We start from the raw sequence: 24784 nt of genomic DNA on the forward strand, positions 1-24784 counted from the left end.
GCAAGGGTTTAAAATGTCTTCTTTTTGAGGTTAAATTTTTTTGGAAGAAATCAACGAATTTGAACTAGAAAATTTAGTAATAAACATACTTAAGTATCACGGTTATCAATATACTCTAGGTGACTTTATTAACAGAAATGATAAATCTGAAATAATTCTAGAAGAAGATTTAATTAACTTTCTTTCAGACTCTCAAATTGCATCAGAAGTAATAAATTCTTTAAAGGAGCTACCAATTTTTTTTAGTGGAATAAATTCTGTTATTTGAGATTGCATACAACAGGGAATTTGAGTATCTTCTCTTGAAAAACTAATACCTCTAATAGATTTCAAAAATGTAGAAAAAAATCACTTTAGAGTAGTAAACCAACTAAGTATCAACACTGGCAGAAATACAAGAAGACCAGATGTAATAATTTACATAAATGGACTTCCCTTAATAGTATTTGAACTCAAATCACCAAAAAGAGACGACACAATTCTTAATGCAGCATATAGACAACTAACTTTAGCTTATTTAAGTGACATACCTGAACTCTTTAAATACAATCTTTTTCTAGTAATTAGCAATGGATATAGGCATAAGTATGGAATTATTAATGATTATCTACAAGCCTGACATACATGAGATAATGGTTATTTAAGCTCTTTTCTAGAGTATTTATTCGACAAGCATACATTGCTTCACTACATAAAAAATTCCGTCTACACGACAAAGCAGGGATACGTTAATTTAACAGATGGTGCAACTTATGGAAAAATTTATTGAATACTAAATTGAATAAATGTGATCATTGAAAAAGCAAATAATCAAACAATACCTATTGAAAATATTCAACCCAACTATCAAACCATTATGCTACTTAGGTCTTTGAGTAATTCTTGAATATTAGAAAATTATTCAATAATTTATTTCGTTGACAAAAATGACAAATGGTTAAATAATCTCATCTTTGAATCCAATGAATTTATTAGTTTTGACTCAACAATCAAGGGAACTTTAGAACCCAAAAAAATCTATTTATTAGATATTCAAGATTACATAAAGGAACCTTGCTTAATTACTGATTCAAATAATCTAATTTGTATTTCGCATAAAGAATACAAAAACGTCAAATTTAATTGATGAACAGCATGAAAAATGAAAATTAAACACCTACTTAAAAGAAAGAATACTGAAGAACAATTTTACTATGAACCCAATTACAAAACATTATTAGATTACATAAGATTTGCTTGTCCTAATGCTATTCATTTAATAGGTCAAGCACATAAATGTGACAGAATTTTTCCTAGCCTTTCATAAAAGTGACTGGGTTTAGCTGTTTTATTATTGCCAGTTTTCATATGAGCAATAAAAAGATAATCATTCCTAACTTATTAACTATTAATAATTTTGTGAATAAATTTACTTTTCAATATTCAAAGGCCAATAAAAGAAAAAATTAATTAATGACAACATCTCTAAAGATTGGACTTGGTGCTACTATAGGTACAGGAGTAGTAGGCGGAACTGCAGGAATTAGTTATGTCTTATCTCAACCTAAAAACCTAAAGGAAGATTTAGAAAGAGGAGAACATAAACCACTAAATATTAAAGGTGACGATGCTTCTTGAAAAGCTTTAGTTGATAAATATATAGCTGATCCACAAACGGGAGGTGTTGGCAAAATAAAAAACTTAAATATAGTAGCACCTACTCCTCCCGAAACACAACCACACCCAGGAATTAAACAACTTAGAGACCAATGTGAAAAATTATTCAAAAAAACTAATAAAGACAAAGATTACCAACAGGCCAAAATAGATGCTACTAATTGATGTACTAATAAAAATATTTCTGTAACTGCTTAATAATATGGGCACAAAACAAATTGCTATTGCTGGTGTTGGAGCTAGTGCAATTGCGGGAGGCGTTGGTGGAGTTTATTATCTAAATCTAGACAAAACAATAAAGGATAAATTAGCCAGCAATGGCATAGAGTTAATTAAAGAAAATGAAGGCTACCAAGTAGCCTTTAAAGAATTAAAGAATGATAATAACTTTATTACAGCCATCAAAACACATACTGGTAATATATCAAATACCTCTAGCTTAACAGATGGAGGAATTGCCTTAAAGACTTGATGTGAAAAAACTTTTGATACTAATTTAAATCACAAGGATGCTAATTCTTTATTCGAAAAAGCAAAAAGTTACTGTGTTGCAAGACCTTTAACAATAATAGCTAAATTAGAAAAAGAGGGCAAGAAACTTACAACTATATGAACTGATAGAGTGAAATCATTGAAAACAAAAAATAGCAATAATGATGACTCATTACAACAAGACTTACATTCTAAAGATAACACAATTAATAACCTTGACAACCCTTCTCAAAAAGAAGATAACGCTCTTAAGAAATGATGTGAAGATAATTCCAAAAAGAGATTAGTAGAAGATGAAAACAATGAAATTTTTGGAAAGATAGAGAAACGTTGTCTAGATGAAACAAAGCCATCCGGAACAATTTAGAAATTGATGATAAGACAATGGCAAATAATGGATGTGATAAATCATCCTCTTTATTTCAATAGTGGATATTAGAAAAGTAGCATTTGTAAGTGCTGGTACCACAACTATTGTAGGCGCTGGTGCGGGGACATTTTTCTTGACACAAAACAAAACAAAACGACAATAAAGGATAGATTAATTTCAAAAAAAATAAATCTAATTAGTTCTGATGATGAATATCTACCAGCTTTCAAAGAATACAAAGATGAAGAAAGCTTCAAAAATTTAATTAAAGATGGGAGTAGTGAAACAAGTTCATGAAACGAACAACAATGAGCAGAAGCTTTGAAAAAATGATGCGACAAAAACCTAGTCCTTAAATCTGCTGAAAATCAAGAAAAAGTAGAAAAATATTGTATTAAGCCTCCTTTAACAATAAAGGAAAGAATAGAAAGACGTGGAAAAAGAAGAGCTGTAAATTGAGATAATGAAAAATTGGATAGAATGCTACAATCAGATAATCAATTATCTTCAAATCTTTCTGAAGTAAATATAGTAAATTCCGTTAATTTATTTGGTAGTGATAAACAAGTAGCTAAAGATACGTTAATAAAATGATGTGATAATAATATTGAAGTCGCATTAAATCAAGACAAAAGTAGTCAAATATGAAAAAAAGTGGAAAGACGTTGTTTAGAATAGAAATTTATTAATTTTTAAAAATTGATTTTTGATTGTAATTTAGAAAAACACAATACAAGTAATAAAGTTTATGGTATCTAAACCTTTATTGGCAACAGTTGCAGGAATTAGTACTGTAGGTGGGGTGGCAGTTGGGGGATACTTCTTAATAAAACCTTACAATACTGATAAGGTTGTTGAATCTAGAGATCCAGAAACATCTCCCCAAAGCTTGAGAGAAATGTTGGCTAACAAAAATCCTTTAAATACTAGAGAAGCAACAGATGATTTAATATGGGGGAATCTTGTGGCTAAGCACTTTGAATCTACAATAGATCAAAGTAAAAAAATACAAATAACAGGTCTTAAATCTCCAAATTCTGAAAATAACAAAAACGACAATATTGTAGCATTGAAGGCAACGTGTGAAAATCTCTTTGTGAAAACAGAAAATTATGAAAATGACAAAGAAATGGCAGAAATGTGATGCACTAAAGAGTCCTCATTACTTAAATCTGCTCCAAGTAGTTCTGTGCCAGCGGCACCTGGCCCTTTACCTAGCTAAACTGCGAATATTAATAAACCTTAAAACTTTAAAGGTAAATATTATTCAGTAAATTGTTAATTGAGTTAATACTAAAAGTAATATCAAATTAGTTACCTTTTCTTAAATTTAATGGCATTAAATATTAAATATATTGCTCTTGCTGGAGGAGGTACACTTACTTCAGTTGGCGGAGGATTTGGAATTCACTATTTATCAAAAGACAAAACAGTAAGAGATAAATTAATTTCCTCAGGAGAAGAGTTAATTAGTACCGAAGCAGAATATCAAGCAGTATTTAAAGTATTCAAAAACGAAGCTGAATTGACAACCGCAATATCCAAAACCCCTACAACAATAACTGCTGCAAGTTCTGAAGAAGATGGAGGTAATGCTTTAGAGACTTGATGTAATGAAAGTTTAAGTGTTTACTTAACTGATTCAAAATCTAAAGATCTAATAACCAAAACTAAAAAATACTGTACTAAAGCCCCTACAAAAATTAAAGATAAATTAATCAAAAAAGGTAAGAAATTAGTTACAGATTGAAGTGCAAAATTAACAAAAATTAAGACTGCTGATGGACATCAACAATTATTAAGCGATTTACAAACTAAAAATCGTGATGTTGTTGCTCTTGATGGCGCTACAGCTCAATTAGCTGTAAATACACTTGAAATTTGATTTAATGAAAATATGGATAAACAGCTCGCAACAGATACTAGATTTGAAATTGAAACTAAAGTAAATACCCGTTGTTTTGAAGAGTAAATAAATTTAGAAAAAACGATTTAATTATTCTTTGAAAAAGTCACAAAAACATAATTTAAGACAATGGCCAAATTATTATCTTCTATTCTTCTTAACTAACGCTTTAATAGACTGTTCATCAAAATTAGCTGTTCCACATCCCTCTTCATCATCTTTACATTCCTTTGTAAATCTATTATTAAATTGTTCTACAAAAGCCAATTCTTCCATGCTTGTTGGAAATTTGACATCATAAGCTTTCCTTGCTACTTTTGCCAAAGCATTTATTAATGCCTCTTCATTGTTATTTAAAGCTTCCAAAAACTGTTGTTTAGCAGAATTAGTTGTCTTTCCTTTTTGCTCTTTTTGAACATCTTCTTTAATAATTTTCAAATATTCATTCATATACTTACGTGCTATTTGTTTAATATTCACATCCCCCATTCAAGAACCTCTAATTCCAACTAAATTAGTCAAAGCCTCACCAATCATATTTCCTAATACTTGTTAAGGTGTTTGTGGCTTTCCTCCTTTAGCAGATGAAAAAGCTCTTGAATTTCTTGCTGTTCTAATTGAGGCTCTTTCAGTTCTTCATTCTCTTCTTGTAATTCCTTATCTTTTTGTTCTTCTTTGGCTTTATCAGCCCTTTCTTTCTGCTTCTCTAATAATTCTTTTGCTGCTTTTTGAGCTTCTTCAGGGTCATCTAAATACTTCTCAATAATTTCTTTCATTTCATCCTGATCCATTTTGATAAATGTTTCATCATTCTTCTCTACTAAATCAGCAAAAGTAGACATCATCTCACCAAAGTCTTCTCTCTCCATTAATGCTGATAGCTTGTCTCAATTATCTCCAGATCCAAACATGGCTCACAATGCTGAGCCACCTCCCCCGCCCAAGAATGTTCCTCATTTGAATAATGAAAGTCTTAGTTTACGTCAGTTTTGAACCATATCTGGAATATTTGAAATAAATATCAAGAACTTTTCTTTGAATCACCAATAAACTATTTCTCCTCAAGCATGTAGCTTATTGTAAAGATTTACTACTCCAGATTTAAATCCATCTGGACCTAAGTAATTATCAAGTCATGCTTTGCAATCATCTTTAGTAGCAACAATAGCACTACCTCATGAATGTAAAGTAGAACTTACTTTACTTATTCCACTTAATAAAGTATCATTAAATAATGCTTCTTTGACAGGGCCAAGCGCTTTAATAATAGATTCTTTACTGTTACTAGAATTAAAAGTAACAACAGTAAATGCTCCTGCTGTTGTAATAGTTGTTAAAGTGGCTGATAATCCCTGCTTAAAACAAAACCCTGCCGCTCTAACAGATGGGGGTGAGCTTTAATTGCAAAAGAAAGTAATATTTACTACATTATTTTTACTTATTAATACTAGAAGTAAAAGACATTGCTCATGATAGGTACTAGTAAACTAACAGCAGGCGTAGTTGCTATTGGTTCTTTGGGGTTTATTGGGGGAGCTGGTGCATATATAGGTGGTGCGTTTGATAGTACAAAAGAGCAACCAAAAATAATCAAAACCACTATTAATATTAGCCAACAACTAAAGACAGATGGTTTTTCTGAATTAAATCCAGATATTGAAGGGGGTGATTGAACTGAAATATTAAATGCATATAAACAAGCAACTAATAAAACTTTTTCTGGGCAAACTGAACCTGAGTTGAGAGCTAAATGTAAAGAGGTATTGAAATTTGAAAACGCAAATACTAATTATTCTTCTGCAAAAATGTGATGCGTGAAAAAAGAAAAGATGAATGCAATACTAGATAGAGGCGGTTACACTACATTGAAGGCTGATGAAGCTGTTGTTTATAGAGAAAAAGAAGAGTGAGGCAAAAAGATTACAGCATTAAAGAATTTAAATCCTAAACCATTTACAGAACTGGAGGGAAAAATAAAGGAAAGTAGCGATCAATTAGACCACAATATTGGATTGTTACGCGGAGAATGTGCAAAAATAAAAATTAATGAAATTGATACAACTGACGCAACATTTGAAAATAAATTTAACTTAATCAAAAAATGATGTTCAATTAAGAAATAACAAAAATATTTATCAATCTGATTTAAATAAAAAACTAAATACTTCCTTAAATTTAACTATTAAGTTATTTGAAGACCACAAATTTCATTTATTTAATAAAAGAATAAATTAATTATGACACAAGGAGCAAAAATTGGAACAGGAGTTATTGAAGGTGGCATAGGAACTGCTTATGCTTTAAAGAAACCCAACTCCTGCATCAATTCAACAACAAATAAGAAATAGCGGTAGAACTATATTAGATATTGGAAAAGATGACCACTGAAATATTAAAGTAACTGCTTACAAAACGGAGATTCAGAACATTACCAGCATAACTACGAAAAATGAAAACGGCTTAAAAAGTTGGTGTAATACTGCTCTTAAAAGTGATTTCAAAAATGAGAAAGACATTGACTATTCAAATGCAAAAAAACTATGTACTGTCCCAACCAATAAAGAAAAATTACTTAGTGTTCCAAAAGAGTTAGCTGGAGATTGAGATGCAAGAGCCTACAATTCAGGTGCTGCTGATGGAAACATCATCAGTACTAAGTAAGGGCTCTGCCAATGAAACAAACATAAAAAAATGATGTGAAGAAATATTTGATAAAGAAATTTTAGAAGAAAATAATCCCTACACTGCGGTCAAAAAGTGATGCACCAAAGGGTAATAAATAAACATTATCTAGAGCAGTACTTTTATTAAGTATAAAGAAAATGAATTAATTAAATTTAAATCTAAAAAATATGACTATTGGAACAAGCAAAATAATCATTGGAATTGCAACTACTAGTGTCGTAGGGAGTGCAGGTGCAGGCACTTATTATTTCTTAACACGTACAAAAGAAGTATCTATTAAAGACTTAATAAAGACCACCAATCCAACACAAGAATTGTTGAGTAATAGTAATAAGGGTAAGAATAATAAAGTTTGAACAAACTACAAAACTAGCAATAATACTAAGCCTCAAGGGCAAGATGAATGACAAATAGCTGAATGAAAAGGAAGTACAGGAACTACTGAAAATAACGTACCCGATAATTTAGTTAACAAATGCCAAGAGAAAGTGAATGATAAAGTTAAAGACAAAGATGATCCAAAATTTAAAAATTTTGTAAGTTGATGCTTAGTAGATAAATAAACTAACTTCCTAAACAAATATCACTTATATTTACATATCTATCTGAATTTGTTGCCTCTAAAATTGCTTCTTTTTGATTATCACATCAATCCTTAATTAATTTTTTCTTTGCACTGACGTCGCCTGTCCCGGTCCTAATATTTTTTAAATCAGAAACTAAACCCTTAGTGTAACTATTTAAAGAATCTAATTTAACCTTTCATTTATTATTATCACCAGCTGTAGTAGTGTCGTCAGCTATGAAAGTCTTTAATTTATCTCCAAATCAAAGAGAACAATAAGCTTTAAAGTCTTGAAAATTATTATCTTTTTCGCTTGTAAACTTAGAATCGTAAATCTCTTTGCATCCCTCTTTCATCAAATTTCTAATTGTTTCATCTGCATTCTCAGTTGCGCTCTTGTCCTTTGCTTTCTTTAACTTCTCATTGCCACTTAGCACTTTAGCACTCTCAACTTTAAGCTTTTTCCACTTTTCATCCCAAATACTATTCTCACTTGTATCCATCTTTATCAAAGCGACTGAAAACTTATCTCTAATGGTCTCTCCACTAGTCATGTATATATAAGAGGTAACACCAGCTGTACCTGCGGCTCCAGTAAAACCTAAACCAACTACGGCCTTTAAAGCTTTAGACATAACTTTACTTTTAATTTAATACTAATGCATTCAATAGCAAAAACAGGAATAGCTCTTACGCTGTTAACAGGCACTAGTGTAGCTGCCTATTACACCAAAGACTACTTCAGTGAAAGAATAGATCAAAAACTACAAGGAATTAGAGTTAATGATGAAGCAGGTTGAAGTAAGAAACAACAAGCAATAAAGAAAGCATCCGCTGCTCCTAATGCTCTTGTTGACGACCTAGCAAAAATTAAAGAAGATATAGAGAAGATTAAACAATGATGTCAAAACAACTATAGAGCTTATTACGACGGAGAAAAAGACACAAGATTCAAGAATGTTCAAACTTATTGTATCTACAACAATAAAGATAAATTACCTGAAGGAGTGATTGAAGAAAATGGAGATTGAACTACCGCAAATGGAGTATTAACTAGTAAACAACCGGCCGACAATCTATCTACAAAAATGCAAGAAATTAAAACAAAATTAAGTGGAGTTACACCTCCAAATACAAATGCTCTTAAAGAATGATGTTTAGCTTACTATGAAGAGATATGAAAAGAAACAAAAACTGACGACTTCAAAGATGCAGAAACTTACTGTGTAAAGAAAACTAGTCCTTAATTATTTACCTCTAACAAACATATCCGCTGTCATATCAAAGTCTCCTTCTTCATTCTCTAACGCCTTCTTAGTAAAACTATTTTCAAATTCTTTCATAAAGGCTTCAGCCATTTCTTTTTCTGTTACTTCTTTTCCATTTGATTGAGGAGTTGGTAACTTTCTGTAAGCTTTTTCTGCAACACCAGCTATAGCACTAATAAATGCAAATTTGTTTTCCTTAATAACTTCAGCAAACTGTTGTTTTGGTGTGCCTTCTTTTTTTCTAGATTGTTCTTGCTTTATGTCTTTATCAATTAAATCTATATAGTCCTTCATACCTTCTATTGCTGCTAAATAAGGGCTTTTCCCCTCAATTGAAGACTTAGATTTACTATTAAACAAACCAACTAATTTCTTTAAACCTCCTGAAACCATATTTCCAAATACAGCTTTTGTATCTAGTGGGTTGCCACCACTTGGAGGTTTAAATCTTTCTTGAATTTCTTCTTCTGTTAATTGTTCTTTCTCTTTCTCCTCTTCTGACTTATCTTTTTGTCTTTCTTCTTGTTTCTTTAATAATTCTTTAGTTGCTTCTTTAGCTTCATCTGTTTCATGTAAGAATTTCTCAAATATTTCTTTAACTTCTTCAGTATCCATCTTTTCAAAAGCATCACTATTATTCTCCATTAACTTTCCAAGATCGCCCATAATCTCTTCAAAATCAGGCCTTCCCATTAATTCACCTAACTTATCTCAATTATCTCCAGAACCAAACATAGCTCATAAAGCGGAACCGCCTCCTCCACCCAAGAATGTTCCTCATTTGAATAAAGATAGTCTTAATTTACGTCAGTTTTGAACCATATCTGGAATATTCGTAATGAATTTCCAGAACTTATCTCTAAATCATCTATAGACTATTAATCCTCAATCATTTAATTTTTGGTAAAGAGTTACTGTTCCAGACTTAAATCCATCTGGACCTAAATAACTATCTAATCATTCTTTGAAAGCATCTTTAGATCCAACTATTGCTGATCCTCATTCCTTAAAGGTCTCTGTAACTTTCTGTATTCCATTTAATAAAGTATCATTAAGTAAGGCTTTCTTAACAGGGTCTAAAGATTCAAGAATAGTTGAACCAGTATTTCCTGAATTAAGAGCTACTGCTGTAAGTGTACCTACAGCAGTCATTCCAGATAAGACTGCTGATATACTTGACTTAAAGCTTGAACCTGCTACTCTAGTGACTAGGGGGGAGGTGAATCTTAATTGCACTGAAATAACAAGAACTCTATTATTTTTATGTACCTAAAAACAGTAATTAATACAGGAAAGTCCTAAAAGAGAATGTACACTTATTAATGAATATTAAATTACTTACTTCTGCTGTTCTTGGCTTTAGTGCTTTAGGAGGAGGTGTAGCGGGATGTTATTATTACTTTAAGCCTGAATCTTCTGAAAACACTCAAAAAGATAATAGTAACCCTAATTCAGAAGGAAATTCAAATAATCAAGTAGATACATCTAGAAGGGGACAACAAGTTTCTCCAACCCCTCAAAACCCTAGTCCAAGCGCTGACCCTGCTGGTGGCTCTGCTCCGGCAGAATCAGCTCCATCTTCACAGCCTTCCGTTCCAGTTGGACAAAGTCCTAGCAATACATTAACACCATCTAGTATACCCTCAGGAACTCTAGGCCCTAGTGCTAGTGGTTAATGAAAACTAAAAAAATACTTAATACTTGTGCTGGTTTAATTACAGTAGGTGGAGCATCTGCAGGTGGTTATTACGCATTCAATTCCATTAAAGATGAAAAAGCCATTCCATCCGAACAAAAGGACGACCTATCCGAAAAGAAATCTACAGGAACAAAATCAACAAAAAGCATGAGACAAATTTTGAAAGATAGTGGTTTACATCCTTTAGATACTTCAACAGACAAAGATAATAGTAGTTGACAAAGTTTAATTGAAAAATTTATTAGTGGAGGCTTAGATGAATCTGAAAAAATAGTTGCATTAATAGGAAGAACAAGCGATCCAAGACAAGATGGTCCTACGAATATGAAAAATATAAGAGATGCATGTAATAAGCTATTTGAAAAAACCGAAGATAAAGATACTGACTTTGAAAAAAATAAAAAATTAGCAGAGAGTTGGTGTACTGCGGAATCTAATCTTCTTAAGGGGGCAGGTTCATTACGACGTTCTTAATAACAAATAATTCTTTAAAGCGTAAATAAAAGCTGTGAGATTGAATGATCAAGAAATCTCTTGCCATTAAACTAGCTAGTTTAATTATTACTGGCGGAATAGGTTTAGGAATATTCGGTAGTCAATATTTTCAACGGACTTCAACGGAAAAATAGGAGGATATCTTCTAAAAAGAGGGTTGGAAATAACTAATTATGATGACCCAATTTGAGATGAAGAATTCGAAAGATACAAAAAAGAAACTAACAATGAAGATGGATTAAAGTCAGCAAAAGAACTACGAAATAAATGTAAAGAACTTTTTGAAACTAAATTTGACGAATCAAATGATGATTTATTATCATTTGATGAAGACTTTTGTATAGGAAAAACAAAGCTTTCAAAATGAATAAATGACAAAGGAAAGAAAATAGTTGATTTTGAAAAAGACAAAAGTATCTGAACTAGACTAGTTTCTTCAAATCCTGAAAACCAACAAAAAGCAAAAGAAATCAAAATAATTGAAAATATTTCTGACTCCAACGATTGAGAACAAAAAATGATAGATTATTGTAAAGGGACCGATTGAAACCAAGAAATACGAAAAGTAGACTATATGTCTATTATTGCTCTTTGCACAATTTAATTACTATTTAACCCTGCTTTTTTAAAGTCTCTGATAAATCAACAGATTCACAATTATTTTCATCTTTACAAATTTCAGTTACAGATCCTTCAAGACCCTTAACAAATTCATCGGTTAAAGTTTCAATATCTGGCTTCTTATTAGTTATCCCTTGATATGCTTTCATAGCGGCCTTGGCTAAAGCATCAATAAATTGTTTTCTTTCCTCTTCGTTTGAAAGAATATCTAAGAATTGCTTTTTGACCTCAGAACTCTTATTCTTTCTAGTCTTTACGTCATTTTCAATATTTGCAAGATACTCCTTCATTCCTGCCTCAGCTTTTTCTTTTATTAAGTTTGAACTTACTCCAAATAATGAATAAGGCAAATCAACCAACCCCTTTAAACTATGTTGCACCATATTGCTAAATACTTGTCCAGGAGTTTCAGGATTTCCTCCCTTCTGAGGATTAAACTTCTCTGAAATCTCTTGAGTACTTAATTCATCTGATTTTTCTTCCTCTTTTTTCTCAGAATCCTTCTTATTCTCCTCTTTCTTTTTCTCTTGTTCTTCCAATAATTCTTTTGCTGCTTTTTGAGCTTCTTCTGGATTATCTAGATATTTTTGCAAAATATCTTGAATACCTTCAGACCCCATGTCTTTGAAAGCTTCTTCATTATCTTGAACTAACTTATTAAAGTCATTCATCATATCTTCAAAGTTAGGATGGCCCATTAATTCACCTAACTTATCTCAATTATCTCCAGTTCCAAACATGGCTCATAAAGCAGAGCCGCCTCCTCCGCCTAAAAATGTTCCTCACTTGAAAAGAGATAGTCTTAATTTTTTTCAATCCTTAACCATCTGAGGAATATTCTCAATAAATTTAAGGAACTTAGTAGCAAATCAGTTGTAGACTATCTCTACCCATACTTTAAGCTTTCCATAAAGTTCTGCAACTCCTGATTTGAGACCATTTACATCAAAATAACGACCTAATCAATCGATAAATTCATCTTTGGAATTAAATATCGACTCACCCCAACTTTTGAATGTATTGCCTAGATTAATTAATCCGGAAGAAAGAATGCTAGCTTCAAAAGCTTTCTTTAAGGGATCAAAGGCATTACCTAATGATTGCTGTGCTTGAGAAGAATTAAATATGACTGCTGAACATGTTCCTATTGTTGCTAAACAAGTAAATGTAGCAAATAATCCTTGATTAAAGTTAGCTCCAAAAGTTCTGACGACTAGGGGGGGGGTAAATCTTAATTGCATCTATTATCTTTTAAGTTACTAAAAAGTAGAATTGTTTCCTACAAAGAACTAATAAAACTGTAGGTAATGAATCAAGCTAATAGAGCACTTGCTCTAGTATCCGCATTCGGAGCAGTGGGTGGTGTTGGTGCTTATGCTAGTGGTTTATTTGGTAATAAACCTGACAAGCCAAAAGCACAAGAAATACAAGAAAAACCTAAACCAAATATTAATAACAGATTAACAGAAGAAGGATTTAAAGTATTAGGCACTACTAGCGAATACAATAATGATTGAAATGATGTACTAGTAGAATACAGAAAAGCCACTGTTAAATCCTTCACTAAAGAACAAGAAAGAGAAAAAACAAGAGAACAATTACAGGAAGATTGTACAAAAACATTGCAAGAAACATCAGAAACAGAAAGCAGTTACAAGTTAGCCAAACAATGATGTGTTAAGAAAGAATCAATTAATATAATTCTTGGTAGAGCAAAGAGAAAATTATTGAAACTTGATGCTCCGGAAGATCCAGCAGAAAAGCAACATTGAACAGATAAAGTAGCAGAGTTGAAAAAAAATAAGACTAAATTTGATGCTATTAAAGACAGAATAAAGGAAACTGAAACTACAGAAGGAGAAAATATTACTGTTCTTAAAGAAGGATGCAAAAATTTAAAAATGGAAAGTACAGAAACTACTTCTGATGAATTTGAAAACAATTTCCCACTTGCTAAAGAGTGGTGCTCTGTTGAGAGCAACATTAAATAGCATTTGCGGTTAAAGTCTGCAATAGCAACAACTGCTATTAGTCTTGTTGGAGGTGCAGGTGCAGGTGCTTATGCAGGAGGATTACTTGAATTTATTAATAATGGAAGAGAGATAATACTAATATCCTCAACATCAGAAAAAAGTTCTCCCCTTAGAGATAAATTAGAAGAAGAAGGATTTAAAGTACTAGATACTTCTCAAGATAGTGATGAATGAAAAGAAGTACTAGCAGAATACAGAAAAGCAACAACAAGATCATTTACTGGTGTATCTGATGCACACATAACTGAAGCACAATTAAGAAGTAGATGTGCAGAACATTTAAAGCAAAAATCTAATGCTGGTCATGGTTACTCATTAGCAAGACAATGATGTGTTAAGAAAGAGAAAATGATTAATGTATTTAAACGAGGTAAACGAAGAATACTAAATGTTGATACATTAACCAGAAGAGATTTTCCTCTTTGAGAAAGAAAACTTAAAGAACTTCAAAGAAATAAAACTAAATTCAAGAATATTAGTGTTCCAATAGAGGAATCGGAAAGAGCAAAAAACGAAAATATTAATGCAATTAAAAAAGAATGCTGATGATTAGATATAGATGGTATGGAAACTACAAGTGATATGTTTGAAACTAATTTCAAACTAGCTTGAAAATTATGTTCTGTAAAACAAAACCCAAATGAACTTAGCAAGTAAATCAGCAATAGCTACTGCTGCTCTTGGTGGGGTTGGTTTGACTGGAGCTTATGCAGGTGGACTATTTGATAAATCAACAACACCACAACAAACAACAATAGTCAAAACTACATTTAAGAAGATTCTGGAAGCAGAAGGATTTACAATACTAGATACTAGTCAAAATAACCAAGATTGAAATACTGTACTAGTAGAATACAAAAAAGCTACAGAAAGATCATTTACTGGTAGTAAGCAAGCAAATAAACTAGAAAATGAATTACGATCTGATTGTGAAAAGGCATTAGTCCAAAACTATGAAGAGAATGGTAATTATCGCGAAAATGTAAATTACAAAAGAGCAATACAATGATGTGTGAAAAAAGAAACGATGAATAAAGTTCTTGAGAACGGAAAAATGAGAATATTGAAATTTGATGCCACAAGTAACGAAACAGCAGAACAAGGCCTGTTACAAAAAAAATTAAACAAATTGAGTGAAGAAAATAATAAAGGTTTTAATGCCCTTAAAAAAGCAGTAAATCCTACTATAACAACAAGCGATGCAAACAGTATTGAAACTCTTAAAAAAGGTTGTGAAGCCTTACAAATAAATACTCTTGAAACTATTAATGATAAATTCTTAGATAATTTCTATTTAGCTAAAGAATTTTGTTATGTTGATAAATAACAAATTTTAGTTAGGCTAAGATATTGTTTAAATAATGGCTTTTCCTGTTATTAAATCATCTATTTTTGTTGCTCTTTTAGGTGCAATCGGGGGTGGTGTGGCTTTTGCTAGTGGGTTATTAGGAAATTCGCGACAAGCAGACAAGCAAAGATTTTAAAGATCTCTTAGTTGTTAGTCATTTATCTCCTTTAGACACTAATTCCGAAGAAGGATGAGATTCTATATTGGAGTCAATAAATAAAGGGGAGAATAAACGCTTGTCAGATCCTGACATTAACATTGACCTTAGCACAATGGACATTAAGAAACTAAAGCAAAAATGTGAAGAATTTTTCAATTACGATTTCTCCAAAATTTCTGGAGGAGGAAGAAATTTAGAAAATTATCGAGTTTTTGCTTTTGCTGGTTCTTTATGTGTCAAAAAAGAGAAAGTTTCTGATGTGTTAAACAGATTTTGAGGCCCTAGCGCACTAAAGTCCACTGATGATAATTCCATTTGAAAAGAAGTATTAATGTCTTATGATAGTCTTACAATACAATTTGGAATAGGCAAAGGCGTTGATGATTCTTCCGAACGCATAGAAGTGGAAACAGAAAACTTAAGTGATGAGTATATTGAAAAAGTTAAAGGTTTTTGTGAGAAAGAATATTTAAAACTTAAAGATAAAGAAACTACGGAAATTAGTGTTCCCGTCTTTATAGTGGAGAAAGGATTCTGTTACGGAAATTGAAATAATTACAGAAAACACCTTGAAAATAAAGACACAAAAAGATAATTTAAATAAAGGGTTTGAAATTTACATTTTCCACTATCCATACATATTTGAAATAACTTATTGAAATTAACATATTTTCATAAAAGAAGAAAACATATAGATAATGACACAAGCTGGTAAAGCAGTTGCTTTAATATCCACATTTGGTGCAATTAGTGGGGTTGGTGCTTATGCTGGAGGTTTATTTAGTAGTAGTAGTAGTAAAGCACAAGAAACAAAGTCTGCTGCAACAATAATAGTAAAGGTAAGTAATAGAAGTAGCTTGGAAAAAGAGGGTTTTGAAGTTTTAGACACTAGTAAAGATAGTCCTGAATGAAAAGCAGTATTGGAGGAATACAAAAAAGCAACAGTTAAGTCATTTACTAAGAAGCAAGAAGCAGATAAATCTGAAGAATCACTAAGAAACAATTGTAAAGATATATTAGATAAAGAAAAAGATACTAATTACCCTTTAGCAAGGCAATGATGTGTTAAGAAACAAAAAATAAGTGAAGTTCTTAAGAAAGGAAAAAGAAAACTATTAAATTTTGAAGAGTCTGAAGTAGAGGGGGAGAAAGTACATTGAGAAGCGAAAATTGCAGAGTTAAAGAAGGATAAGAGTAAGTTTGCTTCCATTAGCGGAAACATAAAGGATCAAGAAACAGAAGTTGGTGACAACATTAAAGCATTTAAAGCTGGTTGCAAGGCACTAGAGACCGACACTATTGAAACAACAAACGATAAATTTGAGACAAATTTTGCTTTAGCTAGAGAATGATGTTCTGTTGATGAACAATAACAAATGACACTAATAGGAAAATCAATTGCGACGACAGCAGTTGTTGGAACTATTGGTGGAGTAGGAGCTTACGCAGGAGGTTTATTTAACATTAATAGTGATAGTGATAAAGCACAAAAAGTAGACCCTCCAAAAGAAGTAGTTTTCATTAGTAGCAGATTAACAGATGAAGGATATGAATTATTGGATACTGAAAAAGCAGGATCAGCTGGTTGAGATGTTGTATTATCTGCTTATCGAAAGGCTCAAACCAAAACTTTTTCCGGAAGCCCAGAAGTTAGTACAGAAGAATCAGGACTACGTAACAAATGTAGAGTTGCATTAAAGAAAGATGACGATAAGAATTACTTATTAGCAAGGCAATGATGTGTTAAAGAAACTACTGTTAATAAGATCCTAGAAAAGACACATAAATTATTAAATGCAACACAAGTTGTGGAAGGAGAGGCAGAAAAGTGAAACAAAAAATTTGAAGACCTAAAGCAAGCGACTGATGAATTTAAAGAACTTAGAGAAAAAATGAAAGCTACTTCCGCAAATGTTGAAACTTTAAAAGCAGAATGTAAAGAATTAACTACACCAGAAGTTAAGACCACTGAGGAAAAATTCAATACAGTACTTACCCAAGTTAAAGAATGATGTGCTGTTACAAAGTAATAAAAAGAATTACTAATTCCTGAATTTATTTGCTTTGACAATAATTTAAGTATTTGCAAGCTAAGATTTACTTACCTTAGGTTTTTGAACTACTCCTTCCAAACTTACAGCATTACTACTATCTTCTCCGTCTTTAATAGGAACTGTAAACGTACTTTGCATTGCTTCTTCAAAAGCTTTAGATAAAACTTCAAATTCTATCTTACCTGTCTTTTCTGTCTTACGGAAAGCTTTTTCAGCTACTTTACCTAGTTCTCTTATCAATTCTTCTTTTTTTCCATTTATTGCATCTAAGAAAGCTTTATTTGCTCTTCCTACCTTAGTATCTTTTTTGGCCTCTTCTTCGATATGTGCCATATATTTATTCATCGCCTCTTTAGCCTTAAATTCAATGGCTCCTTCAAAAGAAGATAAGTTAGTTAATCCTTGAATAGCATTACCCATTAAATAACCTAATACTTCACCTTCATTTTTTGGAGATCCTTTAGGTTGTGCGAAAGACTCATGTATTTGCTCTTTCTTTAATTCTTCTTTCTTATCTTCCTCCCTTTTGCCTTCATTTTTCTTATCTTGTTCTTCCAATAATTCTTTAGCTATTTCTTTTGCTTCTTTAGGATCTTCCATAATTTTCTCTAATATTTCTTTCATTGCTTCTTCTCCCATATCTTTGAAAGCATCTGAATTCTTATCCACCAATTCAGCAAACTTTTCCACTGCCCCTGTAAAGTCTTCATTACCCATTAATTCAGATAACCTTCCTCAATTATCAAAACTACTAAACATTCCTCACAATGCTCCTCCCCCGCCACCACCTATGAATGTGCCTCACTTAAACAGAGATAGTCTTATTTGTTTTCAGTTCTCAACTATTTTGGAAATATTCTTTACGAAATCAATAAACTTGTCTTTAAACCAAGTGTAGACTATTTCAATTCAACCATAAAGTTTTTCATAAAGAGCTACAACTCCTGATTTAAGACCATCAGCTCCTAAATAATTATGTAATCATACTTTGAAATCGTCTTTAGTAGCAACAATTGCTGTTCCTCATTGATATAGTGTATCTCCTACTTTACTTATCCCACTTAATAGAACATCATTAAGTAATGCTTTCTTAATTGGCTCAAGTGATTGAATAATTGAATCTTTTGAACTACCAGCATTTAATGCAACTGCTGTTAAAGTTCCAACTGTTGTTATTCCAGACAAAACAGCAGATAAACTCTGCCTCAATCCAGAACTAGCAACCCTAGTGTATAGGGGGGGGGTGAGTCTTAAATACAAAAAAGTAATATGGCGCTTATTATTTTTACTTCTTGATATCTATGTAAATTTACTTCCTACTTTTCTTGGGTGGTGTTGATGGAACTTTTTCTCTTATTGAAATGCCCTCCTCTCCGTCTCCATCAGTAGCTTCAACTGTAAATTCCTCTTCTAAAATCTCTCCAAATTTCTTTGCTAAATCTTCATATTTAACTTGTTGACTAGGTTTTTTAATTGCCTCAAAAGCTTTTTTGGCAGCTTCTGCAAGGGATAATATAAATGCTGTTTCATTATCTTTAATAGCATCTAAGAACTTCTGTTTTACATCTGATTTTCTTGCTTTCTTCTCAACATCTTTTCTAAGAGTATCAATATATTCCTTCATTTTCGTTTTTGCAGTATGTGCAATATCTGTATCTCATAACTTAGTTGGCGATATATCCACCATGCCCTGCAAGGCACTTCCTACCATATCTCCAAATGCCTCTGTGGGATTATTAGGAGAACCACCACCAGAATTCTTAAATTTCTCAACAATCTCTTCTTTCTCTAGTTCTTCTTTAGGCTCTTCATTTTCTTTGCCTTCTTTCTTTAGTTCCTCTTTTTTCTTTTCATTTTTCTCCTTTTGTTCGTCTAACAACTCACCTAAAAGCGCCTCTGCTTCTTTAGGATCATCTAAGATTGCTTCAAACATTTCTTTTGCCTCCTCTTCATTCATTTCTGAAAATGCTGCACCATTCTCTTCAACTAACTTAGAAAACTTATCTACTACTCCCTCAAATTCAGGATTACCAATTAAATCTGCTAACTTACCTCAGTTATCTCCAGATCCAAACATAGCTCATAAAGCGGAACCGCCTCCTCCACCTAAAAATGTACCTCATTTGAATAAAGACAATCTCAATTTATCCCAGTTCTTTACCATATCTGGGATATTTCCTATGAATTTAATAAATTTATCTCTAAATCATTCGTAGACTATGGTAGCTCATGCAACAAGCTTATGATAGAGTTCAGAAACACCAGATTTAACTCCATCAATTCCTAAATAACGTTGCAATCAACTACGAAAATCATCTTTAGATCCAAAAATAGCTTGTGCCCAACTATTAAATGTATCTCCTAATTTATTAATTCCTGAAGAAAGAAAACTAGCTTCTCATACTTTCTTTAAAGGATCAAAAGCACTACCTAATGATTTTTGAGCTTGTGCAAAGTTAAATACAACCGCAGAACAAGTTCCAGCTACAGTTAATCCAGTAAAGGTAGCAGATAATATTTGATTAAAGTTGGCTCCAAAAGTTCTGACGACTAGGGGGGGGGTGAGATTTAACTGCACAAGCAGATTACATTATTTTCATAAAAGTATGAGGAACTAATTAAATTTGTTCCTAAAAGATAAGACTTTTTTAAATAACAATAGTAAGTTTTAAGACTAAATGACAACTTTAGGAAAAGCAGGTATAGCAATTGCAAGTGTTGGTGCTGTAGGAGGTGCAACTACTTATGGAATTTATGAATTTAATAAAGCAGATACAGAAAGCAATCAAGAACAAACTTCATTAAATAATTCTGTTAGCTTCAAAGACAAACTAGGAGTTTCTGTTCTTAGTTTAACCGGAGAAACAGAACAAACACAGTGAACTACAAGACTTAAAGAACTAAGTGAAGCCATCACCAATTTACCGGCCGATTTAACTAGTTTAAAGACCGGAAAAGGATGGAAAGATTTGCAACAATGGTGTAATACAAATAGTACTAGCGTTGAAGTAACAAGTACTAATTATCAAAATTTTGAGACATTTTGTACTTGAAAAGTAGGGGATAAAGATTGAACTGGAAAAATTAGTGCCGACACTCCAAACACAGACCAAAAATGGGGCACTGCTCACGCAGCTTTAAAAAAGAAACCAGAAAATACTTTATCAAGCGAGTTGAAAGAGATTCACAAAAAAACAAGTAGCACTGAAGACGAGCACGCAGACAAAAAAGCTATGCATAAATGATGTATTGATTCCTACAAGAAAATTTGAACTGGGGAAAGTGATGAAACCCTTAAAGAAGTTAAAGAATATTGCAAAAATTAATACCTAATAATTCATTAGAATCAGACAAGGAAAACCTTTGATTTATTTAAATTAATACATTAATTATTTCTTTTCATTTGATAAAGCTTTAACTAATTCATCTGCATCACAATCTTTTCCTCCTTCGCATGGAATTGTAAGTGCTTCAATGAATTTTTGAGTTAAAGCCTCTATTTTTAGCGATTCTGAAGATCTATAGGCTTTAACAGCAGCGGTAGCAAGAGCATTAACCAACGCTTCTTTTTCTTGAGCAATAATATCTAAAAATTCTGACTTAACTGAAGGTTTTCTAGATCTTTTAGCTTTCTCTTTTTCAACATCATTTTTCAAAGATTCTAAATATTTTTCCATGCCTTCCTTTGCTTTAGATTCAATTTCTAAATTTGATCCACCAAAAGAAAAATAAGATAAAGATTGAAGTTTCTTTAGTCCTTCAGTAACCATATTACTAAATACGGCCGGAACTGTAGGTGGTTGTCCTGCCTGTGAAGGATTAAATTTCTCCTTTATTTCCTCAACACTTAATTCTTTTGATTTTTCCTGCTTTTCTTCGTCTTTCTTCTCTTCTTGTGACTTATTCTCTTTATCTTTCTCTTCTTTTTCTTTTCGCTCTTTTTGTTCCTGTAATAAATCTTTAGCAGCTTGTTTTGCTTCTTCTGGATTATCTAAATACTTTTGCAAAATATCTTCAACATCTTCTGGTCCCATCTCTTTAAAGGCTTCTTCATTATCTTGAACTAATTGATTAAAATCATTCATCATTTCCATAAAATCAGGATGACCCATTAAATCACCTAACTTACTTCAATTAGCTCCTACGCCCAGCATAGATCAAAGTGCAGAACCCCCTCCACCTCCTAAGAATGTACCTCATTTAAATAGAGATAATCTTATTTGTTTTCAGTTCTCAACTATTTTGGGAATATTTCCTACAAATTCTAAAAACTTATCTCTAAATCATCGATAAACTATTCCTGCTCAATTATGTAACTTTTCATAAAGAGCTACAACTCCTGCTTTAAATCCATTTACATCAAAATAACGATTTAATCAATCGATAAATGCATCTTTGGAATTGAATATCGAACCACCTCAATCTTTGAATGTATTATTTAAATTAAAAATACCTTTTGAAAATAAGTTAAAGATATATGTATTCTTAATTGGCTCTAAAGCTTTACCAATAGAATTTGCTTTATCTAAATTAAATGAAATGGTTGAGCATGTTCCGACTGCAGTCATTCCAGTTAAGACTGCAGAAAAACTATGTTTAAGCCCTGAACCAGTTATTTTGGCTGCTAGGGGGGGGGGTGAAACTTAAACACATTATTTAATTAGAGATATGAAAAATAAAGGAATATAGTCTCAGTTTTTAAAAGTTAAGTAATATAGATATGATAGTTGCGGGGAAAATAGCTGGTGGAGCTATATTTGTCGGCTTAGCAAGTGGTGCTATTGCTGGTAGTTATCATTATTTAACTAGTGAAAGTACTTATTTTGATTTACTCAACTCCGAAACTCCGTCAAGAAGATTAATAACTACTACAGATAAGAATACAGAAACAGAAGCCTGAAAGAAATACAAAGAAAACAATGATGGTAAAGGGGGAGGTCAAGATGCTTGGAAATTAAAGGACTGAAACACAAAAAAAGGAGAAACAAACACACTTGAAAGCTTAATTACAGAATGTAGCAATAAGACTAAAGATAAAGCCAGAAATAAACAAGACCAAAAATACAAACAATTTTTAAGTTGATGTTCAGTAACTAAGTAATATGGGACTTACTTTAAAAGTTGGTAGTACTATTGGAGTTGCTGGATTAGCCGGAGGAGGTGCGGTACTAGCATACAGCTTTTCTGGTAACTCTAAATCAGTAAGAAATGAACTTGAAAAAATAGGATATTACGTTCTTAAAGACAGTGATTTAACAGAAAAATGACAAAAAGTATTTGATGCGTACAGAGCAAAACCAGAAGGTAGCAAAAAATTTGATACTAACGTTGCTGATTTACCAACTTTAAAGAAAAAGTGTAAAGCTTTATTAGATACCGATTTTAAAAAAGAAACTGATTATTCAGTAATTAAGAAATGATGTGTTAAAGAAGAAACCATTGAAGCCATGTTAACTAGAAATGAATATGAAAAAATAGGCGCAAGTAGTGCTAGTGGAAATAATGAAAAATGACAAGCAAAAGTGACTGCTTTAAAGAATGATACAACATCAACCAACAAAATTATTACTACCTTTAATAGTGGAAGTACTAGTGAAGTTTCTCAATTAGAGACTGCCTGTGGAAACTTAAAAATGGCAGATACAAAAACACATTCAGATGATGAATTTGAAAAGAAATTTATTCAGGCAAGAGATTGATGTTCAATAAAGAAAAATGCTAACTAAAGTTCTAATAGGAGTTGGAGGAACTGGGGTAGTGATTGGTATTGGTGCTGGTAGTTTAATCTATCTTAACCAAGAAAGCACTATTAAAGCACTGACAGATATACATGCAAAAGGAAAAACATTCTTAAATAAATCTAATAAGAGTAATGGTACTTGAACAGTAGGTTGAGGCCATTACAAAACAGACAACACTCCTAAAGGTAAAGAAAAGGGCAAAGACGAATGAAAGTTAGATGATTGAGACACAAAAAACGCAACAGATGCTGTTCCTGATAGTTTTGTCAGTGCTTGTGAAAGCAAATTTAACTCTCCTGCGAAAGATCAAAATGACACAAGATACACCAATTTTATAAGGTGATGTTCTAGATAATATGCCTTCTGCAACTAAGATAGCTTTAACAGTGGCTGGCGTTGGTGCTGTAGGAGGTGGAGTAGGATTAAGTGTTCATATGCTTAGTTCAGAAGATACCTCTTCACTTAAATTTAAATTAACTTCAGAAGGCTTTAATACTTCAATAAGTGCTACCGAATGAACAGAGATATTTGGAGAGTATGACAAAACATCAAATAAGAATGTTTTTCAAGTTAAAGCAGGAGAAACAAAGAATGAAGAATGATTAGAGAAAAAATGCAAAGAAATTCTAGATAAAGAAGATAAACAAAATACTAATTACGGCTTAGCAATACAATGATGCGTTAAACCAGAAAAAATAAGTGATATTTTAGGAAACAAAAAAGGTAGATATAGATTACTTGATACTGATGTTACAGAGACTGGCAAAACAAATGACAAAATTGCTTGAAATGAAAAAATTAGACTATTAGGATTGCCAAATAACAGTGGTGCAAAAACAAGTTTAGCAGTTCAATTAAGTAATTCTGATGAAATTGAAAAAATTAAGGAAATCAAAGGAAGATGTGCAACAATAAATGCTTTAAGGACAACTAGCCAAGGGTTCGTAGATAAATTTAATTTAGCAAAACAATGGTGCTCAGTTTTGAAAGAAAATAACTCCTAAATAATGAGTAATTTAACAAAAGTTGGCGTTGCTACAGTAGGTATAGGAACTGCTTCAGGAGCTGGTATAGCGGGATATTTACATTTTTCAAAAGATGATTTTTCAAATAAATCACAAGAATTAGCGCTTGATAATAGTAACAACTATGAAGCCCATCTGAAAAAACAAGGAAGAAGCTTACTTCCTCAACTCTCAACTCATTGAAAGACTTTAGTAAGTAAATATTCTTCAGAAGGAGATGGATTATTAATATCCATTAATGGACAAACAATACAAAAAAATAATCTTCAGGAAGAACAATTAAAGTCTTGATGTTCTGAAAATTCTTCAAAGCAATTCACAAGCGCTAAAGATGATAATTATCAAAGAGTATCTGCATGATGCACAGAACCTAAGACTATCAAAGATTTAATAGGCAAGGATAAAGTTGCTTTAAATGATTCGGATCCTACAGGCACAACTGGTGGCGAAGATGAATGAACAGAAAAAGTAAATAAATACAAGGATAGTCAAAATAAGGATTTAATAAAGGAAATAACTCAAGACAGAGAGGGTAATGATATTGCTGTCCAAAACTTTAACGATGCAGGAAAATTAAGAGCATGATGTAGATTTTCAAAAACCAAACATTTCAAACATGAAGAAGATGAACGTTATCTGAAATACATAAAGTGATGTACTAAATAG

The 24784-nt window shown here is 31.9% G+C and carries 35 protein-coding genes; 27 read left to right on the plus strand and 8 right to left on the minus strand.

Going from position 1 to position 24784, the window contains the following annotated elements; all coding sequences use genetic code 4:
- Positions 1 to 40: 40 nt before the first annotated feature.
- From A6V39_RS00780 to A6V39_RS00805, 6 genes are all read left to right on the plus strand, one after another.
- Positions 41 to 1306, plus strand: a complete 1266-nt coding sequence (locus A6V39_RS00780; protein ID WP_187149768.1) for a type I restriction endonuclease — start codon at positions 41 to 43, stop codon at positions 1304 to 1306.
- A gap of 146 nt (positions 1307 to 1452) precedes the next feature.
- A complete protein-coding gene (locus tag A6V39_RS00785; protein WP_187149769.1) occupies positions 1453 to 1854 on the plus strand; it encodes a hypothetical protein in 402 nt (133 codons plus the stop codon).
- 4 nt (positions 1855 to 1858) lie between these two features.
- Entirely contained in the window at positions 1859 to 2515 is a 657-nt protein-coding gene (locus A6V39_RS00790; protein WP_187149770.1) for a hypothetical protein, read from the plus strand.
- Positions 2516 to 2839: 324 nt separating this feature from the next.
- Complete coding sequence (locus A6V39_RS00795; RefSeq protein WP_187149771.1) at positions 2840 to 3196, plus strand: hypothetical protein; 357 nt, start codon at positions 2840 to 2842, stop codon at positions 3194 to 3196.
- Between the two features lie 70 nt (positions 3197 to 3266).
- Complete coding sequence (locus A6V39_RS00800) at positions 3267 to 3740, plus strand: hypothetical protein (RefSeq protein ID WP_187149772.1); 474 nt, start codon at positions 3267 to 3269, stop codon at positions 3738 to 3740.
- Positions 3741 to 3851: 111 nt separating this feature from the next.
- Positions 3852 to 4490, plus strand: a complete 639-nt coding sequence (locus A6V39_RS00805) for a hypothetical protein (RefSeq protein ID WP_187149773.1) — start codon at positions 3852 to 3854, stop codon at positions 4488 to 4490.
- A 75-nt stretch (positions 4491 to 4565) separates the two neighbouring features.
- Here A6V39_RS00805 and A6V39_RS00810 read toward each other — a convergent pair whose 3' ends face one another.
- Both A6V39_RS00810 and A6V39_RS00815 read right to left on the minus strand, forming a co-directional pair.
- The gene (locus tag A6V39_RS00810; protein WP_187149774.1) at positions 4566 to 4961 is read right to left on the minus strand and encodes a hypothetical protein; all 396 of its coding nucleotides are present in this window, start codon (positions 4959 to 4961) and stop codon (positions 4566 to 4568) included.
- A 5-nt stretch (positions 4962 to 4966) separates the two neighbouring features.
- A complete protein-coding gene (locus A6V39_RS00815; protein WP_187149775.1) occupies positions 4967 to 5449 on the minus strand; it encodes a coiled-coil domain-containing protein in 483 nt (160 codons plus the stop codon).
- A 115-nt stretch (positions 5450 to 5564) separates the two neighbouring features.
- Between A6V39_RS00815 and A6V39_RS00820 the strand changes: the two genes are divergently transcribed.
- From A6V39_RS00820 to A6V39_RS00835, 4 genes are all read left to right on the plus strand, one after another.
- Positions 5565 to 5825, plus strand: coding sequence for a hypothetical protein (locus tag A6V39_RS00820; protein WP_187149776.1), 261 nt, complete (start codon positions 5565 to 5567; stop codon positions 5823 to 5825).
- A gap of 68 nt (positions 5826 to 5893) precedes the next feature.
- On the plus strand, positions 5894 to 6547 hold the full coding sequence (locus A6V39_RS00825) for a hypothetical protein (protein WP_187149777.1): 654 nt from the start codon (positions 5894 to 5896) through the stop codon (positions 6545 to 6547).
- 482 nt (positions 6548 to 7029) lie between these two features.
- A complete protein-coding gene (locus A6V39_RS00830; protein WP_187149778.1) occupies positions 7030 to 7200 on the plus strand; it encodes a hypothetical protein in 171 nt (56 codons plus the stop codon).
- A 76-nt stretch (positions 7201 to 7276) separates the two neighbouring features.
- On the plus strand, positions 7277 to 7672 hold the full coding sequence (locus A6V39_RS00835) for a hypothetical protein (RefSeq protein WP_187149779.1): 396 nt from the start codon (positions 7277 to 7279) through the stop codon (positions 7670 to 7672).
- A 1-nt stretch (position 7673) separates the two neighbouring features.
- Here A6V39_RS00835 and A6V39_RS00840 read toward each other — a convergent pair whose 3' ends face one another.
- A complete protein-coding gene (locus A6V39_RS00840) occupies positions 7674 to 8309 on the minus strand; it encodes a calponin homology domain-containing protein (protein WP_187149780.1) in 636 nt (211 codons plus the stop codon).
- A 24-nt stretch (positions 8310 to 8333) separates the two neighbouring features.
- Between A6V39_RS00840 and A6V39_RS00845 the strand changes: the two genes are divergently transcribed.
- Positions 8334 to 8921 carry a hypothetical protein gene (locus A6V39_RS00845; RefSeq protein ID WP_187149781.1) on the plus strand — a complete coding sequence of 196 codons (588 nt, stop codon included), beginning with the start codon at positions 8334 to 8336 and terminating at the stop codon, positions 8919 to 8921.
- On the opposite strand, the gene A6V39_RS00850 is transcribed toward A6V39_RS00845, so the two are convergent.
- Positions 8922 to 10178 carry a hypothetical protein gene (locus A6V39_RS00850; RefSeq protein ID WP_187149782.1) on the minus strand — a complete coding sequence of 419 codons (1257 nt, stop codon included), beginning with the start codon at positions 10176 to 10178 and terminating at the stop codon, positions 8922 to 8924.
- Positions 10179 to 10264: 86 nt separating this feature from the next.
- On the opposite strand from A6V39_RS00850, the gene A6V39_RS00855 reads away from it, so the two are divergent.
- The 3 genes from A6V39_RS00855 to A6V39_RS00865 all read left to right on the plus strand — a co-directional run bounded on the left by A6V39_RS00855 (position 10265) and on the right by A6V39_RS00865 (position 11740).
- Positions 10265 to 10618, plus strand: coding sequence for a hypothetical protein (locus A6V39_RS00855; RefSeq protein ID WP_187149783.1), 354 nt, complete (start codon positions 10265 to 10267; stop codon positions 10616 to 10618).
- The gene (locus tag A6V39_RS00860) at positions 10618 to 11115 is read left to right on the plus strand and encodes a hypothetical protein (RefSeq protein ID WP_187149784.1); all 498 of its coding nucleotides are present in this window, start codon (positions 10618 to 10620) and stop codon (positions 11113 to 11115) included. Before A6V39_RS00855 ends, A6V39_RS00860 begins: the two co-directional genes overlap by 1 nt.
- 178 nt (positions 11116 to 11293) lie before the next feature.
- A complete protein-coding gene (locus A6V39_RS00865) occupies positions 11294 to 11740 on the plus strand; it encodes a hypothetical protein (RefSeq protein ID WP_187149785.1) in 447 nt (148 codons plus the stop codon).
- 7 nt (positions 11741 to 11747) lie between these two features.
- On the opposite strand, the gene A6V39_RS00870 is transcribed toward A6V39_RS00865, so the two are convergent.
- Positions 11748 to 12998, minus strand: coding sequence for a hypothetical protein (locus A6V39_RS00870; RefSeq protein WP_187149786.1), 1251 nt, complete (start codon positions 12996 to 12998; stop codon positions 11748 to 11750).
- A 66-nt stretch (positions 12999 to 13064) separates the two neighbouring features.
- Between A6V39_RS00870 and A6V39_RS00875 the strand changes: the two genes are divergently transcribed.
- The 7 genes from A6V39_RS00875 to A6V39_RS00900 all read left to right on the plus strand — a co-directional run bounded on the left by A6V39_RS00875 (position 13065) and on the right by A6V39_RS00900 (position 17328).
- A complete protein-coding gene (locus tag A6V39_RS00875) occupies positions 13065 to 13748 on the plus strand; it encodes a hypothetical protein (protein ID WP_187149787.1) in 684 nt (227 codons plus the stop codon).
- 3 nt (positions 13749 to 13751) lie between these two features.
- The gene (locus A6V39_RS00880; RefSeq protein ID WP_187149788.1) at positions 13752 to 14447 is read left to right on the plus strand and encodes a hypothetical protein; all 696 of its coding nucleotides are present in this window, start codon (positions 13752 to 13754) and stop codon (positions 14445 to 14447) included.
- Positions 14431 to 15117, plus strand: a complete 687-nt coding sequence (locus tag A6V39_RS00885; RefSeq protein WP_187149789.1) for a hypothetical protein — start codon at positions 14431 to 14433, stop codon at positions 15115 to 15117. Before A6V39_RS00880 ends, A6V39_RS00885 begins: the two co-directional genes overlap by 17 nt.
- A 34-nt stretch (positions 15118 to 15151) precedes the next feature.
- Positions 15152 to 15274, plus strand: a complete 123-nt coding sequence (locus A6V39_RS05925) for a hypothetical protein (protein WP_281178725.1) — start codon at positions 15152 to 15154, stop codon at positions 15272 to 15274.
- A gap of 136 nt (positions 15275 to 15410) precedes the next feature.
- Positions 15411 to 15893: a hypothetical protein gene (locus A6V39_RS00890; RefSeq protein ID WP_187149790.1), complete on the plus strand. Its 483-nt coding sequence runs from the start codon at positions 15411 to 15413 to the stop codon at positions 15891 to 15893.
- A 103-nt stretch (positions 15894 to 15996) separates the two neighbouring features.
- Positions 15997 to 16671, plus strand: a complete 675-nt coding sequence (locus A6V39_RS00895) for a hypothetical protein (protein ID WP_187149791.1) — start codon at positions 15997 to 15999, stop codon at positions 16669 to 16671.
- A gap of 3 nt (positions 16672 to 16674) precedes the next feature.
- The gene (locus tag A6V39_RS00900; protein ID WP_187149792.1) at positions 16675 to 17328 is read left to right on the plus strand and encodes a hypothetical protein; all 654 of its coding nucleotides are present in this window, start codon (positions 16675 to 16677) and stop codon (positions 17326 to 17328) included.
- A 60-nt stretch (positions 17329 to 17388) separates the two neighbouring features.
- Here A6V39_RS00900 and A6V39_RS00905 read toward each other — a convergent pair whose 3' ends face one another.
- Positions 17389 to 18612: a hypothetical protein gene (locus A6V39_RS00905; RefSeq protein ID WP_187149793.1), complete on the minus strand. Its 1224-nt coding sequence runs from the start codon at positions 18610 to 18612 to the stop codon at positions 17389 to 17391.
- Positions 18613 to 18661: 49 nt separating this feature from the next.
- The gene (locus A6V39_RS00910) at positions 18662 to 19930 is read right to left on the minus strand and encodes a hypothetical protein (RefSeq protein ID WP_187149794.1); all 1269 of its coding nucleotides are present in this window, start codon (positions 19928 to 19930) and stop codon (positions 18662 to 18664) included.
- 100 nt (positions 19931 to 20030) lie between these two features.
- Here A6V39_RS00910 and A6V39_RS00915 point away from each other — a divergent pair, with 100 nt between their 5' ends.
- Positions 20031 to 20678, plus strand: coding sequence for a hypothetical protein (locus A6V39_RS00915; protein ID WP_187149795.1), 648 nt, complete (start codon positions 20031 to 20033; stop codon positions 20676 to 20678).
- A 63-nt stretch (positions 20679 to 20741) separates the two neighbouring features.
- On the opposite strand, the gene A6V39_RS00920 is transcribed toward A6V39_RS00915, so the two are convergent.
- Positions 20742 to 21920: a hypothetical protein gene (locus tag A6V39_RS00920; protein ID WP_187149796.1), complete on the minus strand. Its 1179-nt coding sequence runs from the start codon at positions 21918 to 21920 to the stop codon at positions 20742 to 20744.
- Between the two features lie 152 nt (positions 21921 to 22072).
- On the opposite strand from A6V39_RS00920, the gene A6V39_RS00925 reads away from it, so the two are divergent.
- Genes A6V39_RS00925 through A6V39_RS00945 form a run of 5 tightly spaced genes read left to right on the plus strand, consistent with a single transcriptional unit; the run spans position 22073 to position 24784 of the window.
- A complete protein-coding gene (locus tag A6V39_RS00925) occupies positions 22073 to 22453 on the plus strand; it encodes a hypothetical protein (protein ID WP_187149797.1) in 381 nt (126 codons plus the stop codon).
- A gap of 1 nt (position 22454) precedes the next feature.
- Complete coding sequence (locus tag A6V39_RS00930; RefSeq protein WP_187149798.1) at positions 22455 to 23078, plus strand: hypothetical protein; 624 nt, start codon at positions 22455 to 22457, stop codon at positions 23076 to 23078.
- Entirely contained in the window at positions 23068 to 23448 is a 381-nt protein-coding gene (locus A6V39_RS00935) for a hypothetical protein (protein ID WP_187149799.1), read from the plus strand. The genes A6V39_RS00930 and A6V39_RS00935 overlap by 11 nt, the downstream gene beginning before the upstream one ends.
- A 1-nt stretch (position 23449) precedes the next feature.
- Positions 23450 to 24097: a hypothetical protein gene (locus A6V39_RS00940; protein WP_187149800.1), complete on the plus strand. Its 648-nt coding sequence runs from the start codon at positions 23450 to 23452 to the stop codon at positions 24095 to 24097.
- Positions 24098 to 24100: 3 nt separating this feature from the next.
- Positions 24101 to 24784: a hypothetical protein gene (locus A6V39_RS00945; RefSeq protein WP_187149801.1), complete on the plus strand. Its 684-nt coding sequence runs from the start codon at positions 24101 to 24103 to the stop codon at positions 24782 to 24784.

Source organism: Candidatus Mycoplasma haematobovis, assembly GCF_001645765.1.
In the GTDB taxonomy this organism is placed as follows: Bacteria; Bacillota_I; Bacilli_A; order Mycoplasmatales; family Mycoplasmoidaceae; genus Eperythrozoon_B; species Eperythrozoon_B haematobovis.